Below are 15,178 nucleotides of genomic sequence, written 5' to 3' on the forward strand. Positions count from 1 at the left end.
GCGCCCGGATCGGTGCCAAAACTGGCGCCGGGCGGGTCGGGCGGGCGGGTCGGGCGGACGGGGCGAGGGCGCGGAGACGGGTCGGGGCGAGCTGGGCGGGGCGGGCGGGGCGGAGGGCTGGGCGAGCGGGTCGGGGCGAGCGGGTCGGGGCCGGCGGGGGTTCGTCGAGCTGGTCGTCGGCACGGGGCGGGACCGGCGGGACGGTGAGGTGGACGACCTTGTCCCGGCCGCGGACCGGGCGCACACTGGCCGGACCTGCGACGACGCTGGAGGCGCTCCGTGGCCACCGATCCGAGCACGATGAGCGGCACGATCGACCCCGCCCCGATCGTCGAGGCCCTCTACACGGACGGGATCACCGCCCTGCGGGGCGCGTTCCCGGTCGAGTGGGCGGACCGCATGGCGCAGGACGTCGAGGCGGCGTTCCAGGAGGCCCGGGGCCGGCCCGACGGCGCCGTCGGGCGCGGGCCGAACCGGTGGTACGTCGAGATCCACCCCGAGCAGCTGCGCGGGTTCGTCGACCTCGTGACGCACCCGTGGGTCAGCGCGACCTGCCGCGCGGTGCTCGGCGACGACTACGAGATCGTCGAGGTCGGCTTCGACACCCCCTACCCGGGCGCCGTCGACCAGCCGTGGCACCGGGACTTCCCGATGCCCGAGGAGACGCGGCGCGACCGCCGGCTGACCTCGCTCGCCTTCAACCTCACGTGCGTCGACACGACGCCGGACATGGGCCCGTTCGAGATCGCACCCGGGACGCAGTGGGACGACAGCCCGGACCTCGAGCACGGCATGTTCCCGCCGACGTCGCACTACGACCGGTACCGCGCGCTGGCCGTGCGGAAGCTGCCGCAGCGCGGCGACGTCTCGGCTCGGTCGGCCCTGACCATCCACCGCGGCACGACGAACCACTCGCAGCTCGCCCGGCCCGTCCTGGTGCTCGGCGTCGACGCGCCGGGGGCGGGCAACGCCGAGCACCACGACCTCGCGGTGACCACCGGCTACTGGGAGGCGCTCCCGCAGGAGGTGCGCGACCACCTGCACTGCCCGGTCGTCGACCAGCTCACGCCCATCACGCAGAAGCACACGATCGAGGGCCTCGTCATGGGCGCCGCGGAGTGACGCCCGCCTGAGCGGCCCGTTGACCCCGGGTCCGTGCCCAGTCGACCTGCGGATCCGGGACCGCGACGCCTGACCGCCCGCGCCGTCAGACGTCGTCGGCCGCCCACCTGGCGACCACCGCGCGCAGCACCGTCAGGTTGCGGTTGGTCGCCGGGCCGAGCGCCCGCTCGACGACGGCGTTCGTCAGCCGGGCCGTGTGGTACTGCTCGCCGAGCATGAGGTGCACCGCGCGCCCGTCCACGCGAGCGACCTCCTGCGCGGTGCTGCGCGCCTCGATCGTCGCGACCTGCTCGGCCGTCGGCTCGTGCTTGAGGAACGAGACGTAGTGGTTGCCGCCGTGGCCGAAGGCCTCCGCGGCGGCGAGGACGTCCCGCAGCTCGGCCGGCGTGAACACGATGGTCGGCACCTCGAACCCGGCGGCTGCGCGGAACGCGTCCTCGAGGGCCGTCTCGATCACCGTGCGTGAGGCGAGGTCGCTCTCCAGGCGCACGTTGCCCGTGTTGATGTGGGTCGCCACGCCCGTGAAACCGGCGCCCTCGGCGGCGGCGGCGATCGCCTCCTTCGCGAACTTCCGGCGCGCGCCCAGGTTGATCGCCCGCAGGAACGCGACGTAGGTGGCCATCCCGCCATCCTCCTCGCGCCGCGGCGGTCAGGCGCCCGCGGACTCGTAGCGGCGCAGCCCCCGTCGGAACAGCCAGACGCCCATGCCGACGCACCACGCCGCCACGAGCGGGGTGAGGACACCGACCCACGCCGACGAGCCGTGGCCGAGGACGGCGGCGACCGGGAAGAAGGACACGAACGCGAACGGCAGCACGAACGTGATGACGGCCTGGATCCCGAGCGCGTAGATCGTGATCGGGAACCGTGCGAGCTCGCCCAGCGAGTGCAGCGAGAAGGCGAACGTGGAGAACGGTGCGTTGATCCAGAACGCGGAGGCGTTGGAGGCGAGATTGAGCCCGATCTTCACCGCGACGCCGCTGACCAGCAGGACGACGGCGAGCAGGACCCGGCCCACCGTCCAGTCGATGTCGACCTGCTGGACCGCGGCGATGATCAGGCCGATGCCCATGGTGATGTTGCCCAGACCGTTGAGCCCGACGTCGATGCTCATGACCTGCAGCACGGGCGAGTACGGGCGCACGAGCACACGGTCCAGCTCGCCCTGGTTCACCAGCCACGCCAGGCGCCACGTCCCCTCGAAGAAGAGCGACCCCACCCCCTCCGCGATGTAGACCATCGCGTACACGAGGACGATCTCCCAGAAGCCCCACCCGTTGATCTCCGGGATCCGCCGGAACACCGTCCACAGGAACACGAGACCCACGGCCTGCGTCATCACCGCGGCGACCATGAGGATCCAGAAGTCCGCCTCGTACTCCATGACGGAGCGGATCTTCGCCCCGAGGCTGCGTCGGTAGAGCCACAGCGCCCGACGCACGGGGCCGCGCTGCACGACGTCGGTCGGTGCCGTCATCCCGCTCACCCCCCGTGCACCGTGAGCCGGCGCGACGCCGCTCGCCACGCGGCGCGCGCCGCCCACCAGAGCAGCAGCGTCCAGCCGAGCTGTCCGCCGAGCCGCCACCACAGCTCGGCACCCTCCAGCCGGCCGAGGTAGAGCATGGCCGGCGTGTAGGCCATGGCCTGGAAGGGCAGCACCTCGGCGATCACCCGGAGCCAGTCGGGGAAGAAGGCGAGCGGCACCATCGCGCCCGAGAACAGCTGCTGCAGCGCGAGCCGCGCCCAGCTCACGCCCATGTAGCTCTGCGTCCAGAAGCACAGCAGGCCGCTCATGTAGACGATCGTGAACTTCAGCGGCACGACGGCGAGGATGCTCACGACGAACAGGGCGAGCGTGCCTGGGGGAGGCACGGCCACGCCGCCGAACACGGCGAGCGCGCCGACGGCGACGAGCGCGCACGCCACCAGCTCGAACGCCGCGAAGCCGAGGGCCTCCGCGAGCCGCGCGCGCTGGTAGTCCACGGGCTTGGTGAGGTCGACCGCGACGGACCCGTCCTGGATGCGCTGCGCCATCCGCCAGTCGGTGTACGTCGAGACGACCGTGCCGGAGACGAACCCGATGAGCAGGTAGGCCTTCATGTCGGGCCACGTGAAGCCGAGGGGCTGCTGGCCCTCGCGCAGGATCGTGCGCCACAGGTAGAACAGCGACAGCAGCAGGAACAGGTTCCCGAGCAGCCCGAGGAAGAACTGGAGCCGGTACGCGAGCAGGCTCTTGAACGCGGTGCCCGCCAGCGCGCGGTACGCCCCCAGCGGCACCCGGGCGCCGTCGGGCGCGCGTCCCGGCGCGACGACGTCGGCCGCTGCGGCACTCACGTCGCCTCCGCCTCGCGCGCCGCGGGTGCGTCCAGCTCGAGCTCGCCGAGGTAGAGCTTGCGGATGACGTCCTCGATCCGCGGCTCCTCGATGGCGACGTCCACGACCTCGGCGACGCCGAGCACACCCGTCAGGACGCGGCCGGCGTCGAGCACGAAGCGGTCGAAGCGCACGGTCACCTCGCGCTCGTGGGTCCCCGCGGCGACCGCCGCGGTCGGCAGCGCGGCGGCGAGCGGTGCGAGGGCGGCGACGGGCTCGCGCAGCTGGAAGGTCATGGCACGGTCGCGCGCGTAGCGGTCGGTCACGGCGGCGAGCGACCCGTCGTAGACGGTCCGGCCGTCGTCGATGATCACGATGCGGCGGCAGATGTCCTGGATGTCGCCGAGGTCGTGCGTCGTGAGCACGACGGTGGTGCCCCCGTCGACCAGCTCCTTGACGAACGCGCGCACGCGGTCCTTGACGGAGATGTCGAGGCCGATCGTGGGCTCGTCGAGGTAGACGATCGGCGGCTCGTGCAGCAGGGCGGCGGCGAGGTCCGCGCGCATGCGCTGGCCGAGCGACAGCTTGCGGGCCATCTGGGGGAGGAACTCGCCGATGCCGAGGATGTCGTCGAAGCGCTCGAGCCGCTCCCGGTAGGCGCGATCCCCGATCCCGTACATGTCCCGCAGCAGGCCGAGGGACTCGCGCACCGGCAGGTCCCACCACAGCTGCGTGCGCTGGCCGAAGACGACGCCGATCTGCCGGGCGTTCTCGATCCGGCGCTCGTGCGGCACGAGGCCACCGACCCGCACCTGGCCGGCGGTCGGCACGAGGATGCCGGTCAGCATCTTGATCGTCGTCGACTTGCCGGCCCCGTTGGGGCCGACGTAGGCGACCGCCTCGCCCGCGTCGATGGCGAGGTCCACGCCGTCGACGGCGACGTGCTCGGTGAACCGCCGCTGCACGAGGTGCTTCAGGGAGCCGGCGAGCCCGGGGCCCTTGTCGGCACGTCTGAACACCTTGGTGAGCCCGGTGGCTTCGATGAGCGGCACGGCGCGAGTGTGGCAGCGGGGTGTGACGTGGGTCACCGTCTTTACCGGTCCATCCCGCCTGCCGGACGGGCCGCCGTCGTCGAGCGGTTGTGGCCCGCGGCATCGTCGCTAGGGTGCTGAGCGTTGCCTGGACCGTCTCAAGGGGGAGATGTCATGGCCGGACGTGCGGACTCGGCGCGGGGTGCCACGGGCGGTGGCACGGAAGGCGGCGGGGGTGCCCTCCTGGAGCAGGATCCCGGCCTGCCGCCCGTCGCCCTCGACCCGGACGTGATCGAGGCGGAGGGCCGCCGCTGGACTCCGGCGCGCATCGCGGTCTGGGCCGCGATCGCCCTGCTGGGCGGCGTCGCCTGGGTCGTCATCGCGGTGGTCCGCGGCGAGACGGTCAACGCGATCTGGTTCGTCTTCGCCGCCGTGTGCACCTACCTCATCGCCTACCGCTTCTACTCCCGCTACATCGAGAAGCACCTGCTGCGCCCGGACGACCGGCGCGCGACGCCCGCGGAGTACAAGGGCGACGGCAAGGACTTCGTCCCGACGGACCGGCGCGTGCTGTTCGGCCACCACTTCGCGGCCATCGCCGGTGCCGGACCGCTCGTCGGCCCCGTGCTCGCCGCACAGATGGGCTACCTGCCGGGGACCATCTGGATCATCGTCGGCGTCGTGCTGGCCGGGGCGGTGCAGGACTACCTCGTGCTGTTCTTCTCGATGCGGCGCGGCGGCCGCTCACTGGGCCAGATGGCGCGCGACGAGCTCGGCGTGATCGGCGGTACCGCCGCCCTGCTGGCGACGCTCGTCATCATGATCATCATTGTGGCGATCCTCGCGCTCGTCGTCGTCAACGCGCTGGCCGAGAGCCCGTGGGGCGTGTTCTCCGTCTCCATGACCATCCCGATCGCCCTCTTCATGGGCTGCTACCTGCGGTTCCTGCGGCCCGGCAAGGTCACCGAGGTCTCGCTCATCGGCTTCGTGCTGCTGCTCGCGGCGATCGTCGGCGGCGGGATGATCGCCGACACCGCGTGGGGCGCCGACGTGTTCACGCTCGACAAGGTGACCATCGCGTGGGCCATCGTCGTCTACGGCTTCATCGCGGCGGTGCTCCCGGTCTGGCTCCTGCTCGCGCCGCGCGACTACCTCTCGACCTTCATGAAGATCGGCACGATCGTCATGCTGGCGGTCGCCATCGTCGTCGTGCGGCCCGTGCTCGAGGTGCCGGCCGTGAGCGAGTTCGCGCGCAACGGCCAGGGACCCGTGGTCGCCGGGTCCCTGTTCCCGTTCCTCTTCGTCACCATCGCGTGCGGCGCGCTGTCCGGGTTCCACGCGCTCATCTCGTCCGGCACCACACCGAAGCTCGTCGAGAAGGAGCGGCAGACCCGCCTCATCGGCTACGGCGGCATGCTCATGGAGTCGTTCGTCGCGATCATGGCCCTGGTCGCCGCCCTCTCGATCGACCGCGGCATCTACTTCGCGATGAACGCCTCGGCCGCCGCCACCGGCGGCACGGTCGAGGGCGCCGTGGCGTTCGTCAACGGGCTGGGCCTGACGGGCGTGGAGCTCACGCCCGAGATGCTCACGCAGACGGCGCAGGACGTGGGCGAGGAGACGATCGTCTCGCGCACGGGCGGCGCGCCGACGCTGTCCGTCGGGCTGGCCCACATCATGCAGCAGCTCGTCGGCGGCTCCGGGATGATGGCGTTCTGGTACCACTTCGCGATCATGTTCGAGGCGCTGTTCATCCTCACCGCCGTCGACGCCGGAACGCGCGTCGCGCGCTTCATGCTCCAGGACAGCGTCGGCAACGTCGTGCCCCGCTTCCGTGACACGTCGTGGCGGCCCGGCGCCTGGCTCGCGACGGCCGTCATGGTCGGCGCCTGGGGTGCCGTGCTCCTGATGGGGGTGACCGACCCGCTCGGCGGCATCAACACCCTGTTCCCGCTGTTCGGCATCGCGAACCAGCTGCTCGCCGCCATCGCGCTCGCGGTGTGCATGGCGATCGTCGCGAAGCAGGGGACGTTCCGGTACCTGTGGGTGGTGGTCCTGCCGCTGACGTTCGCGACGGCGGTGACGGTGACGGCGTCCCTGCAGAAGATCTTCTCGCCCGTCCCGGCGATCGGGTACTTCGCGCAGCACAGCGCGTTCCGTGAGGCCCTGGCGGCGGGGGAGACGAGCTTCGGGACGGCGACGAGCGTCGAGGCGATGCGCGCCGTCGTGCGGAACACGATGATCCAAGGTGTGCTGTCGGTCGTGTTCGTGACGCTGACGCTCGTCGTCATTGTCACGGCCGTCGCCGCCGTGTGGCGCTCGTTCCGGTCGGGCGGCGCGCCGAGCGCCGAGGAGCCCGCCCGGCCGTCGCGCCTCTACGCGCCCGCCGGGTTCGTGGTGACGCCGGCCGAGAAGGAGCTCGAGGCGCGGTGGCGCGAGCATGACGCCGCCCACCCCGAGGCCGTGCACGCGAGGACGCACTGATGGCCGCCGTCGCGGGCCCCGACGCCGTCGTGCGCGGCGTGCGCGGCCTGCGCCGCTACGTGCGCGCACTGCTCGGCGAGGACGCCTATGAGCGCTACCTCGAGCACGAGGCGGCGCACGGGCGGCGGCCGGGTGACGCGGGCGTCATGGGCGAGCGGGAGTTCTGGCGGGACCGCACGGACCGCCAGGACCGGGCGCCGCAGGGGCGGTGCTGCTGAGCGCGCCGGGACTCACGCCTCCGGCGTCGTGCCCTCGCCGGCCTCGGTCTCGGCGCCCGTGCGCGCCTGACGACCCCGCTGCCAGTCGGCGTCGTCGTTGACGTACGCGTAGAAGAGGCCGATGAGCAGGCCACCGCCGATGAAGTTGCCTATCAGTGCGATCCCGACGTTGCCGGCCGCGAGCCCGATGTCGATGCCGTCGCGCAGGCCCACGATGGTGAACAGCACCGTGTTCGCGACGGAGTGCTCCAGGCCGAGGAACGCGAAGATGAACACGGACATGATCATGGCGAGGCTCTTGGTGAGGTCGTCGCGGATCAGGCCGTTGTAGACCAGCAGCATCGCCATGTTGATGCAGAAGTTGCACAGGATCGCGCGCATGAGCAGGTCGACCCAGCCGCCCGGGCCTGCGGCGACATAGTCGAGCTTCACCGTGACGGCGTGCACCATCTCCGCGAGCACCGGCCCGTCGGCGAGCGACGAGAACCGCAGGAGCAGCGCGATGACCAGCCCGCCGATCGCGTTGCCGAGGAAGCACAGGCCCAGGACCCGCAGCGCCTTGCCCCACGTCGTGCGCCGGTGGTAGCCGCCGATCGCGACGATCATCATGTTCGAGGTCAGCAGCTCGGACTTGGTGTAGTAGATGAACACCAGCGCCCAGCCGAACGTCAGGGCGCCGACGATGAGGCCGAGCGGCCGCAGCGTCGAGCCGCCGACGTCGATCGCGTCGAACGCGGCCACGATGGCGTAGTTGGTCATGTAGAACAGCCCGGCGAAGATGCCCGCCATGGCGGCGCGCTGGAGGTAGCGCCGTGCCAGCTCGCCCGACATCGCGATCTTCGTGTCCAGCGCCTCGAGCGCCGTGCTGATGAAGAGCTTTCCCGGGAAGAGCGACGCAGGATCGGCCATGGGTACCACGCTGCCACGTCTGGGACCGCCCAAAAGCCCCATCGGGGCCGGACGTCGAGCCTGATGCGTCACACCGGCGCGTCACGCCGGTGCCTCACACCGCCCCGAACCCCTCAGTCGTCGGGGCCGCGCTCGATCGTCCGCCGGGTGAGCATGTGCTGGCCGACGACGAGCATCCCGACGCCCCAGAGCCCGTACTGCTCGGTCGTGGTGACGGCCTCCGCCCAGGCCGGCGAGCCCGCCTGCGCGCTCAGGCCCCGCGCGACGCCGTTCCACTTCAGTGCGTAGGCCAGGCTCGCCAGCCCGGAGACGGTCACGGCGCCGCCGACCGAGAACCACCGCAACGCCAACGGGCCCCACGACGACGTCGGCTTGGCTGCACCGACGGGCCCGGAGGGGGCCTCGTCGGCGGGCATCGGGTGGGTCGCCACGCGTCACTCCCTCGCTCGGCGGCCCGGACGGCCGCACGGTGGCGCGAGCGTAGGGGTGTCCCGGGGTGGCAGGGTGCAGACATGCCGCAGCGCGCCGTCATCGACACCGCCGACCTCGCGGCCGCGCTCGCGGCGCCCCGGCCACCGCTCCTCCTCGACGTCCGGTGGACCCTCGCCGGCGCGGACCCGGCGTCCTACCGCGCGGGGCACGTCCCCGGCGCCGTCTTCTGCGACCTCGACGCCGACCTCGCGGCGCCGCCGGGGGAGGGCGGCCGGCACCCGCTGCCGACCCCGGCGGACCTCGAGCGGACGCTCCGCCGGCTCGGGGTCGCACCGGACCGCGACGTCGTCGCCTACGACGGCGGCCCGGGCGCGGCCGCCGCGCGCGCCTGGTGGGTGCTGCGCTGGGCGGGTCACGAGCGCGTCGCCGTGCTCGACGGTGGTCTGCCGGCCTGGGTCGCGGCCGGGGGCGCGCTCGAGGCGGGCGACGTCGTGCCGGTGGCCACACCCGACGCCGTCGTGCGCCCGGGTGGGCTGCCGACCGTGACGGCCGACGACGTGCTGAGCGGACGCGCGGGCACGCTGGTGGACGCCCGGGCCGCCGAGCGGTACCGGGGCGAGGTCGAGCCCGTCGACCCGGTCGCGGGCCACATCCCCGGCGCCGTGTCCGTCCCGACGACCGCGCTCTACGACGCCGACGGGCGGCTGCTGCCGGCCGAGGCGCTGGCGGTGGCGCTGGAGCCGGCCACGCACGGGCCGGCGGCCGCGTACTGCGGCTCGGGCGTCACCGCCGCGCAGGTGGTCCTCGCGGCCGACGTCGCCGGCCTGCGCCTGGCGCTGTACCCGGGCTCCTGGTCGCACTGGGTCACGGACCCCTCGCGTCCGGTCGCCACCGGCGCCGAGCCGGGCTGAGCCGGCTCAGCCGCGCACGATCTCCAGCGCGCGACGCTGGTACCAGGCGACGTACTGCTCGTGGCTCCAGCCGAGCTCGCCGGTCAGGCGGTCGTAGGCCTCGGGCATGCCGAGCGCCCAGAGGCTCGCCACGATCTCCTGCGGTGGCGTGGAGGTGGTCAGCCACCCCCGCGCGCGCACGAGGTGCACCATCTGCCCCAGGGAGGCGCGGATGCTCGCCATCATGCGCCGGGCCCGCTCGCGCACGGCCGGCTCGCCGTCGCTCGCGCTCGACAGGGCGCGCCACACGCCCACCACGCGCTGGTTGATGTCCGCCTGGACGTGCGCGCCCACGGCGACGAGCTCCTCCAGCGTGGCCGCCTCGAGGTAGGCCTCGCCGAGGGGGGACTCCAGGAGGGCCATCTCGCCCTCCACGCCGAAGGACACGAGCTCGACCGCCGCCTGGAGCAGGTCCAGCTTCGGACCGTGCCCCTGCACCGTCTCGACGGAGACGCCGGCGAGGGCGGCGATGTCGCTCAGCTTGGTCGCGCGGTAGCCGCGCGACCCGAAGAGCTCCGCGGCGGCGCGGACCACGCGTTCGCGCGTGGCCCGGGCCTGTTCCTGGCGCAGCTGGGAGATGTATCGACGCGGTGCGGTGGCCTGGGACATAGTGACTCCGGTCATGCCGTACTGAACCCCTCGGGGCTGTAACGACCACACCGTACCCCCCGCAGGAGGGCGAATGACTTCAGTTCTGCTCTGCGCCGTGCCGCTCGCGGGCCACGTCGCACCGATGCTCGGGGTGGCGCAGGCCCTCGGCGAGCGCGGCTTCCGGGTCCGCGTGCTCACCGGCCGACGCTTCGCCGACGCCGTGCGCGCCACCGGCGCCGAGCACCTGCCGCTCCCGCCCGACGCCGACCCCGACGACGACCTGTCCGACGTCACGTCGGCGGCGCCCGGTCGGCGACGCCCCACCGGCACGGGCTCCCTCCGCGCGACGATCGCGCGCGTGTTCCTCGACCCGGCGCCCGGCCAGTTCCGCGCGCTCACGGCGGCGCTGGCGGCCGAGCCGACGGACGCCGTGGTCGCCGAGGCGGCGTTCGTCGGTGCCGCCGCGCTCGCCCACGTGCCGCGGGACCGTCGTCCGGCGGTCGTCGCGTGCGGCATCGTCCCGCTCGGCGTGATGAGCCGCGACGCCGCCCCGTTCGGACTCGGGCTGCCGCCGCGGGGCGGGCCGCTCGGTACGGCGCGCAACGTGGCGCTCAACGCCCTGGTCCGCCACGTCGCGCTGCGCCGGTGCCAGCGGCAGGCCGACGAGACCATCCGGGCGCTGTCGGGCCGCGGGCTCGACGGCTACTTCATGGACTGGCTCCTCGCGGCGGAGCGCATCGCGCAGCTCACGGTCGCCGAGTTCGAGTACCCCCGGCGCGACCTGCCCGCGTCGCTGCGCTTCGTCGGGCCCGCGAGCCGGCTCGCCCCGCCCCGGGGCACGACGCCGCCGTGGTGGGACGAGCTCGACGACTCGCGGCCCGTCGTGCTCGTCACCCAGGGCACGCTCGCGAACAGCGACCTGGGGCAGCTCGTCCACCCCACCCTCGACGCGCTCGCCGACGCCCCCGTGAACGTCGTGGTGACGACCGGGGGGCCGCCGGTCGACGTCCTGGGGCCGTTGCCCGCCAACGCGTTCGCCGCGACCTTCGTGCCCTACGACCTGCTCATGCCGCGGGTCGACGTGTTCGTCACCAACGGGGGCTACGGCGGCATCCACCTGGCGCTCGAGCACGGCGTGCCGGTCGTGGTGGCCGGCGACACGGAGGACAAGCCCGAGACCGCCGCCCGCGTGGCGTGGGCGGGGGTCGGCGTGAACCTGCGCACTGGCACGCCCCGCCCCGAGGCCGTGCGCTCCGCGGTGCGCCAGGTGATCGGGGACGGCCGCTACCGCCAGGCCGCCGGGCGGATCGGTGAGGCGATCCGCGCGGCGCCGGGAGGTGAGGGGCTCGCCGCGCTCGTGCGGGAGGCGATCGCCGACGACGGCGCATCGGTTCCGGTGCGCGGCGCGCGGCGCGTGGGGTGACGGTCGGGGCCGCCGGGGTCGCGGCCCGTCAGGCGAGCGACAGCTCCCGGGCGCCGTCGCCGTGCAGCGGCCGCCCGAGCACGCGCCCGGCCTCGTCGGCCGGCAGCGCCCGCGCGTAGAGCCAGCCCTGCGCGTTGCCGCAGCCCATGGTGCGCAGCAGGTCCGCCTGCTCGCTGCGCTCGACGCACTCCGCGATGACGTCGAGGCCGAGGCCCGCGGCCATGGTGACGATCGCACCGAGGATCACCGCGGGCCGACCGACCTCCGCCAGGTCGCGCACGAAGGCCCCGTCGATCTTGAGGGTGTCGACGGGGAAGTCCTGGAGGGTCTGGAGCGACGAGTGGCCCGTGCCGAAGTCGTCCACGTGGAGGCGGAAGCCGCGCGCGCGCAGGTCCGTCATGATCGCGCACGCGCGGTCGACGTCGGCCATGATCACCGACTCCGTGATCTCCAGCACCAGCGCGGAGGCCGGCACGCCGTGGCGCGTGGTGGCCTCGACCACGGACGGCACCAGGAGGTCGTGCCAGAACTCGAGGTGCGAGACGTTGACCGACACGCTCACGCCGCTGTGCTCGCGGCGCCACACGGCCAGCTGCCGGCACACCTCGTCGGTGATCCAGCGGCCGAGCGTGACGATCGCGTCCGAGTCGACCATCGCCGGGAGGAAGGCGCTGGGCAGGAGCAGCCCGCGCTCGGGGTGCTGCCAGCGCACGAGGGCCTCGAAGGCGGTCACCTCCGTGCCGTCGAGCGGCACGATCGGCTGGTACTGGACGACGAACTGCTCCTCGGCCAGGGCGGTGCGGATCTCGGACTGGGACCGCAGCCGGTCGGTCGCCTGCGCGTGCATGCCGGGGTCGAAGACGGTCGCCGTGCCCCGCTGGGTCTCCTTGGACCGGTACATCGCGGTGTCGGCGTCGCGCAGCACGTCCTCCGCCGAGGCGTAGCCCGTGGCGGAGCTCGCGATGCCGACGCTCGCGGTGACCGCGACGTCCTGGTCGCCCAGGTGCACGGGCCGCGCGATGGCGACCTGCAGCCGATCGGCGACCTTGAGGAGGTCCTCGGAGACGGGGTTGGCGAGCAGCACGGCGAACTCGTCGCCGCCGAAGCGGGCGACGATGTCCACGCCGCGGATCTGCGAGCGCATCCGGCGCGCGACGGCGCGGAGCAGGTCGTCACCGGCGAGGTGGCCGAGCGAGTCGTTGACCAGCTTGAAGCCGTCCAGGTCCAGGAAGATCACGGCGTAGGAGGCGCTCGGGTCGCGCTGGGTGACCGCGATCGCCGCGGCCAGCCGGTCGAGGAACAGGCGCCGGTTCGCCAGGCCCGTCACCTCGTCGTACATCGCGGCGTGACGCAGGCGCTCCTCGAGCTCGCGACGCGCCGTGGTGTCCGACACCGAGCCGACCATGCGGGCGACGCCGCCGTCGTCGTCGGGCACGGCGAGCCCTCGGCTCAGCACCCAGCGGGCACCCGCGTCGCCGTCGAGGCGGTACTCGACCTCACCGGACGTGCCCGGCTGGCCGGACGCGATGCGCATGGCCCGTTCGGCACCCTCGCGGTACTCGGGCGCGATGCGAGCCATCCACTCGGTGTGCGTCACGTCGCCGTCCTCCGGCAGGCCGAGCAGGATCCGGCACCGGTGCGAGAGGTAGAGGTGGCCGGTGCGGAGGTCGTACTCCCACAGGCCGTCCTGGGCGGCGCGGACCGCCCAGGCGTACCGCTCCTCGCTCGCGCGGACCGCGTCCTCCAGCTGCTCGCCCTCGAGCGCGCGGAACAGCAGCTCGGCCATGTGGTGGTACGGCTCGCGGGACGACGTCGTGTCGACGCGGCCCAGCAGGGCCAGCAGCCCCCACGAGCGGTCGCGGGAGGCGACGGGGATCACGAAGCACATGTCGCCGTTCTCGGCGTCGCCGGCGGCGGCGAGCGCCTCACCGGGGAAGTCCCGCACGTCGACGAGGTCACCCACGGCGTACGGGTGCGCGCCGTGCGGGTCGTGGACCCCGCTCACGCGCAGCCGCCCGTCCTCGGCGGGGCCGTCCCAGAGCGCCAGGACGGCGGACCGGATGTCGGTCTCGCGCAGCCACGCGAGCGAGCGCAGGGTGGCGCCGTCGCTGCGCAGCACTGCGCTCGCGACCTGCTCCTGCTCGAGGGCCGAGCGGTCGAGGCGGCGCTCGCCGTGGCGGTGGCCGTGCGCCCGCAGCTCCCACAGCGCCGCGGCGACCTCGGCGGCGCCGACGGCGCGCGGGCCCGAACCGGAGTCCGCGGCGCCCTCGACGACGTCGGCGAGGTGGTCGGACAGGTCTGCCGCGAGATCCTGCAGGTCCTCCGCGTCGCGCGTGAGGCCGGCCAGCCGGCGCACCGCGAGCGTCACCTCGTCGCCGGCGGGCAGCGTCGGGGCGAGGGAGAGCCGCTCGAGCTGCTCGACCGTCTCGACGAGCGCGGCCTGCGAGGCGGTGGGCCGCCCGCCGGCCAGGAGCGCGGCCACGGGGCTGCGGACCGAGGGGACCGCCGGGACGCGGCGGGCGGAGTGGGGGGTGCCGAGAAGGTCCTCGCGGCACCCGCACGAGCCGCGCCGGGCCATGACGATGGTCTCCGGGACGTAGCTGCCCGCGGGGACCTCGCGCCCCTCGATCGTGCCGATCAGGAGCCGGGCGGCGAGCCCACCGACCTCGCGGAAGCGCTGCCCGACGCTCGACAGGCTGGGCGTCGTGTGGGCGCCCTCCTCGAGGTTGTCGAAGCCGAGGACGGCGAGGTCCTCCGGGACGCGTACGCCCGCGCTCGTCACCGCGCGAATGAGGCCGATGGCGTTGTTGTCGGTCGCCGTGATGACGGCCGTCGGCGGGCGGGGGTGCGCCAGCACGCGAGCGGCGGCCGCGGCACCGGCCTGCTGGGAGAAGTCGTCCGCCGGGATGTACAGGTCGTCGTCGCAGTCGAGCCCGCGGGCCGCGACGGCGTCGCGGAACGTCGAGAGGCGCTCGCGGAAGTCGCGCATGTCGAGCGACCCGACGAAGCCGATGCGCCGGTGCCCGTGGTCGGCGAGGTGCTGCACGGCGGCGTCGATCGCGATCGCGTTGTCCGGCATGGCGACGGGACCGTCGAAGCCGTCGTGCACCTCGCTCGCGAGGACGATCGGGAAGCCCTGCTCACGCAGCGCCTCGAGGTACTGCGGCGTCGCGGAGTTGGCGATCGAGATGACGCCCGCGACGCGGTTCCAGGCGAGCGGCAGGGAGAAGCGCGGTCCGAACGAGCGGTCACCGTGACGTCCGCCGGGGTCACGGGTCTCCGCGACGACGACGTGCCGGCCCGCCGCGGCGGCGGTGCGCAGCACGCCCGTGAGCATCTCGCCGTAGTAGTGCCCGCCGCTGTGCAGCGTCAGCACCAGGATGTTGCCTGCCGTCGGCGTGGGGTCCGCCATCACCGGTTACCGTCCTTGGTTCGTCCGCGTGAGCGCGCCCAGGTCGTGAGCGTGCACACTCGTCATCGGCGGTGCTGCGCCGGTTGTGAGGGATCGTCCGGTCTCGGGCGGGCCCGGGTCTGCGCCAGGGCGCTTCCGCGGGGACGCCTCAGCTGCAGGTGTCGCAGACGCCCGTGGCGGGCAGGGCCATCGAGCACGTGGGGCAGATGACCGGCGCGACCTCGCGGGCCGCGGGCGCGCGGGTCGTGGCCGACGGCGTGCGGGGGGCGCGCGGCGCGCGCGGGGTCCGGGTC

Annotated in this window: 13 protein-coding genes; 5 read left to right on the forward strand and 8 right to left on the reverse strand. The window is 73.7% G+C overall.

What is annotated here, in order from left to right; all coding sequences use genetic code 11:
• The first annotated feature begins 279 nt into the window (after positions 1-279).
• The gene (locus tag IDM29_RS09170; RefSeq protein WP_220457975.1) at positions 280-1,122 is read left to right on the forward strand and encodes a phytanoyl-CoA dioxygenase family protein; all 843 of its coding nucleotides are present in this window, start codon (positions 280-282) and stop codon (positions 1,120-1,122) included.
• Between the two features lie 85 nt (positions 1,123-1,207).
• On the opposite strand, the gene IDM29_RS09175 is transcribed toward IDM29_RS09170, so the two are convergent.
• From IDM29_RS09175 to IDM29_RS09190, 4 genes are read right to left on the reverse strand one after another with little or no spacing between them, the layout of a single operon-like run.
• A complete protein-coding gene (locus IDM29_RS09175) occupies positions 1,208-1,744 on the reverse strand; it encodes a DUF1697 domain-containing protein (RefSeq protein ID WP_182112302.1) in 537 nt (178 codons plus the stop codon).
• Between the two features lie 27 nt (positions 1,745-1,771).
• Positions 1,772-2,599 carry an ABC transporter permease gene (locus IDM29_RS09180; RefSeq protein WP_182112301.1) on the reverse strand — a complete coding sequence of 276 codons (828 nt, stop codon included), beginning with the start codon at positions 2,597-2,599 and terminating at the stop codon, positions 1,772-1,774.
• 5 nt (positions 2,600-2,604) lie between these two features.
• Entirely contained in the window at positions 2,605-3,456 is an 852-nt protein-coding gene (locus tag IDM29_RS09185) for an ABC-2 family transporter protein (RefSeq protein ID WP_220457974.1), read from the reverse strand.
• The gene (locus IDM29_RS09190) at positions 3,453-4,487 is read right to left on the reverse strand and encodes an ATP-binding cassette domain-containing protein (RefSeq protein WP_182112300.1); all 1,035 of its coding nucleotides are present in this window, start codon (positions 4,485-4,487) and stop codon (positions 3,453-3,455) included. Before IDM29_RS09190 ends, IDM29_RS09185 begins: the two co-directional genes overlap by 4 nt.
• Positions 4,488-4,640: 153 nt before the next feature.
• Between IDM29_RS09190 and IDM29_RS09195 the strand changes: the two genes are divergently transcribed.
• Positions 4,641-6,950, forward strand: coding sequence for a carbon starvation CstA family protein (locus tag IDM29_RS09195; protein ID WP_182112299.1), 2,310 nt, complete (start codon positions 4,641-4,643; stop codon positions 6,948-6,950).
• Positions 6,950-7,168, forward strand: coding sequence for a YbdD/YjiX family protein (locus IDM29_RS09200; protein WP_182112298.1), 219 nt, complete (start codon positions 6,950-6,952; stop codon positions 7,166-7,168). Before IDM29_RS09195 ends, IDM29_RS09200 begins: the two co-directional genes overlap by 1 nt.
• 12 nt (positions 7,169-7,180) lie before the next feature.
• Here IDM29_RS09200 and IDM29_RS09205 read toward each other — a convergent pair whose 3' ends face one another.
• Positions 7,181-8,077 (reverse strand): formate/nitrite transporter family protein, encoded by an 897-nt coding sequence (locus IDM29_RS09205; protein ID WP_182112297.1) that lies wholly within the window; start codon positions 8,075-8,077, stop codon positions 7,181-7,183.
• Between the two features lie 113 nt (positions 8,078-8,190).
• On the reverse strand, positions 8,191-8,508 hold the full coding sequence (locus IDM29_RS09210; RefSeq protein WP_182112296.1) for a hypothetical protein: 318 nt from the start codon (positions 8,506-8,508) through the stop codon (positions 8,191-8,193).
• Between the two features lie 81 nt (positions 8,509-8,589).
• On the opposite strand from IDM29_RS09210, the gene IDM29_RS09215 reads away from it, so the two are divergent.
• Complete coding sequence (locus IDM29_RS09215; protein ID WP_188037442.1) at positions 8,590-9,420, forward strand: sulfurtransferase; 831 nt, start codon at positions 8,590-8,592, stop codon at positions 9,418-9,420.
• Positions 9,421-9,426: 6 nt separating this feature from the next.
• Here the strand turns inward: IDM29_RS09215 and IDM29_RS17520 are convergent, their stop codons facing one another.
• Positions 9,427-10,083 (reverse strand): TetR/AcrR family transcriptional regulator, encoded by a 657-nt coding sequence (locus IDM29_RS17520; protein ID WP_304518598.1) that lies wholly within the window; start codon positions 10,081-10,083, stop codon positions 9,427-9,429.
• 58 nt (positions 10,084-10,141) lie between these two features.
• Here IDM29_RS17520 and IDM29_RS09225 point away from each other — a divergent pair, with 58 nt between their 5' ends.
• Positions 10,142-11,473, forward strand: a complete 1,332-nt coding sequence (locus tag IDM29_RS09225) for a nucleotide disphospho-sugar-binding domain-containing protein (protein WP_188037443.1) — start codon at positions 10,142-10,144, stop codon at positions 11,471-11,473.
• 28 nt (positions 11,474-11,501) lie between these two features.
• Here the strand turns inward: IDM29_RS09225 and IDM29_RS09230 are convergent, their stop codons facing one another.
• The gene (locus IDM29_RS09230) at positions 11,502-14,885 is read right to left on the reverse strand and encodes an EAL domain-containing protein (RefSeq protein ID WP_188037444.1); all 3,384 of its coding nucleotides are present in this window, start codon (positions 14,883-14,885) and stop codon (positions 11,502-11,504) included.
• Between the last annotated feature and the right edge of the window lie 293 nt (positions 14,886-15,178).

This window comes from Actinotalea sp. JY-7885 (assembly GCF_014525465.1).
Classification (GTDB): Bacteria; Actinomycetota; Actinomycetes; order Actinomycetales; family Cellulomonadaceae; genus Actinotalea.

What these genes read in the sequence shown, in the direction of transcription:
- IDM29_RS09175 (WP_182112302.1), bottom strand. Translation starts at nt 1,744, where the DNA reads ATGGCCACCTACGTCGCGTTCCTGCGGGCGATCAACCTGGGCGCGCGC.
- IDM29_RS09180 (WP_182112301.1), bottom strand. Translation starts at nt 2,599, where the DNA reads ATGACGGCACCGACCGACGTCGTGCAGCGCGGCCCCGTGCGTCGGGCG.
- IDM29_RS09195 (WP_182112299.1), top strand. Translation starts at nt 4,641, where the DNA reads ATGGCCGGACGTGCGGACTCGGCGCGGGGTGCCACGGGCGGTGGCACG.
- IDM29_RS09200 (WP_182112298.1), top strand. Translation starts at nt 6,950, where the DNA reads ATGGCCGCCGTCGCGGGCCCCGACGCCGTCGTGCGCGGCGTGCGCGGC.
- IDM29_RS09205 (WP_182112297.1), bottom strand. Translation starts at nt 8,077, where the DNA reads ATGGCCGATCCTGCGTCGCTCTTCCCGGGAAAGCTCTTCATCAGCACG.
- IDM29_RS09215 (WP_188037442.1), top strand. Translation starts at nt 8,590, where the DNA reads ATGCCGCAGCGCGCCGTCATCGACACCGCCGACCTCGCGGCCGCGCTC.
- IDM29_RS17520 (WP_304518598.1), bottom strand. Translation starts at nt 10,083, where the DNA reads ATGACCGGAGTCACTATGTCCCAGGCCACCGCACCGCGTCGATACATC.
- IDM29_RS09225 (WP_188037443.1), top strand. Translation starts at nt 10,142, where the DNA reads ATGACTTCAGTTCTGCTCTGCGCCGTGCCGCTCGCGGGCCACGTCGCA.
- IDM29_RS09230 (WP_188037444.1), bottom strand. Translation starts at nt 14,885, where the DNA reads ATGGCGGACCCCACGCCGACGGCAGGCAACATCCTGGTGCTGACGCTG.